4 protein-coding genes are annotated in these 2,285 nt (G+C 29.2%); all 4 read right to left on the bottom strand.

Annotation, left to right across the window (positions count from 1 at the left end; translation table 11 throughout):
• Positions 1-69 precede the first annotated feature (69 nt).
• Entirely contained in the window at positions 70-423 is a 354-nt protein-coding gene (locus BMX83_RS10535) for a hypothetical protein (protein WP_091636824.1), read from the bottom strand.
• 14 nt (positions 424-437) lie between these two features.
• Positions 438-974, bottom strand: coding sequence for a DUF4145 domain-containing protein (locus BMX83_RS10540; RefSeq protein WP_091636826.1), 537 nt, complete (start codon positions 972-974; stop codon positions 438-440).
• A 177-nt stretch (positions 975-1,151) separates the two neighbouring features.
• Positions 1,152-2,072: a hypothetical protein gene (locus BMX83_RS10545; protein WP_091636828.1), complete on the bottom strand. Its 921-nt coding sequence runs from the start codon at positions 2,070-2,072 to the stop codon at positions 1,152-1,154.
• A 28-nt stretch (positions 2,073-2,100) separates the two neighbouring features.
• On the bottom strand, positions 2,101-2,285 hold a 185-nt coding region (locus tag BMX83_RS11025), incomplete at its 5' end, for a hypothetical protein (RefSeq protein WP_218141953.1).

A 2,285-nucleotide genomic window follows, 5' to 3' on the forward strand; every position in this document is an offset into this window, starting at 1 on the left:
TTGCGTAGACAAAGTTGGACTTGCTAAAGTTTTAAAGTCAGCTCATAGTTTCTTTTGATTTATCCTGATTTATTTTTTATGATCACCTAAAAAAGATCTATCTTTTAATTTAGGTACAGTATGAAGGTCTATATGTTTTTTGTTTTCAGATAACTTAACTCCAGAAAATATAGGATAGTCTTCTAATGGAATCTTCTTGTTCAGTTTAATTAGTGTCTCTTTAGAGTACTCATGTAAAGGCTGACCATATTCTAGCTCAAATATATAATATTCATCAGCTGTATCATTATGGCTTATATAAAGTTTTGCAATTAGTGCACTCGGCACTGCTGGCATAGTTCTTGGCTCTGGCTCTATAATCACTGGTACTTCAATTACTAATTTATCTTTTGATGAATTTATATCATTTTTTGATAGTTTCATTAATTTTCTCTCCCTTAGCTTTTATTTTTTCTTTTATTTTGTTTAGAATTATTTATTTCAGTTATATCTAAAAATAATTTTTCTGTTTCGTGTCTGTTTATGTACCATTCTTCCATTAAAAATTCTATTAACTGAATTAATTTGTCAGCTTCATTTGGATCTATATTTATAATTTTATTAATATCCTTTTCCATATGTGCACCAACATTTCCTATCTGTCGCACTGCATGGATAACTTTCCATTGATTAGCTGGAATTTTACCTTCAAGTTTATTAATTGCAGCATATAAATTATTTTCTTTGATCTCCCAAAAGTCACGAATCATACCTTGTAAACATCTTCTTGATAACGTTGCAGAAGATTTAGGACTTAGATCTTTTATTAAACATGCTTCTTCGTAATCTTCTCTAATTGCTTTTGGTACATAATTTGGAAATTGTTTAGCATTTCCGAATGGTAAAATTCGATAGTCAATCTTTGAAACCTTTTCTCCTATGCCAGTCAGTTTAATAGAGTAACTTTCACAATGCGGACAATGATAATATTCCATTCCTATTATTGATTCTTTACTTTCCTCACCTAGTTTAGAAATATGAGTAGCACTGAGATTTCCAATCTTAAAATTGTGACGTGTAAAACTGTATGTGTTGTGATCTTTTACAAATACTGTTTCACAGTATGGACATTCATATCTGTTATCTTTATTAATAGCGTTGTCCTCCTAAATTTAATTGTTTTCCAAATGTTTTCTTAAACTTCGCTTCCATCCCTTATTATGAATAATTCTATCTTTGGCTAAGTTCTGATTAATGATTTCTTTTTTAGTCATTTTAGATACATGTTCCCAACTATCTTCAAAAATATAAGTAGCATCTCCATAAATTATAGAATCAAAAATAAACATGTTTTTATCTTTGAATTCAAAGATAAGATAACCAGTATATCCACCAATTCCTTTTCTTACAGAATCTGGTTTAAACTGCTCTATAAAATCAAATCTTTCTTTGATTAGTGTCTGCTCACTTCTAGATACATTTACCTTTTCATTGTTTCGAAAAGCTTCCCAAATTCTTTCTCCTGGTGGTAGTATTTCCCAATTAACTGTTTCAATAGGTTTAATTTCTATAATATTATTTTCATTATCAAGATTAAAGGCTTCAACTTCGCCGAATATTTCTAGCATTAAATTAGCGGCGAATTTTATATCAGATTGATCTTGTTCGTTATTTTTAAAAAATTTATTGATAAGTAAAAACATTTCATCTGCTGATGTGAGTGTGGTTACTAACTTCATTTCTTTGGGTTCGATAAATTTGCGGGGATATCTTTTATATGGGACGTAACTAGTCCCAGAATGTGGATAGCCTCCCCAGTCATCAAGTTCCCACTCTTGTGCTCTATAGGCTGTTTCTTTGGGCTTGTCGGTTTGCGCAATATATTCCCCTATAGAGTTTCTTTCAGACATTATCCCTAAAAATGGTGGTGGAAATATTAATATATCTGCTTTTATTTCTTCAACTTCGAATGTATCCATTAACTTTTTTTGAATATCTTCAGTTAATTTTGTGCCAAGTACAAAATTACTATTGTTTTCAATTCCACTTAAAAGCTTAGTAGTTGTTCTAATTCTTGTCTGTTTTAACTTCAAAAGAAACCAACTCCTTTTTATATTTATTTTAATCTTTTTTAGTTGAAAATACTTGCTCATCAAGTTTCTTTTGTTTTAAAAATAAATAAACTCTTCGAATTAATGTTCCTAAAGAATATAAGAAAAAAACAAGTATGCCATAGCTTTCTTGGAAAAATACATAATAGCCAAATAATAAGGTTACTATCAATAAATAAAATAATAATAATAATT

Source organism: Alkalibacterium gilvum (assembly GCF_900109085.1).
GTDB classification, from domain to species: domain Bacteria; phylum Bacillota; class Bacilli; order Lactobacillales; family Carnobacteriaceae_A; genus Alkalibacterium; species Alkalibacterium gilvum.

Coding starts and splice junctions, on each gene's coding strand:
- BMX83_RS10535 (WP_091636824.1), bottom strand. CDS start 423: ATGAAACTATCAAAAAATGATATAAATTCATCAAAAGATAAATTAGTA.
- BMX83_RS10540 (WP_091636826.1), bottom strand. CDS start 974: ATGGAATATTATCATTGTCCGCATTGTGAAAGTTACTCTATTAAACTG.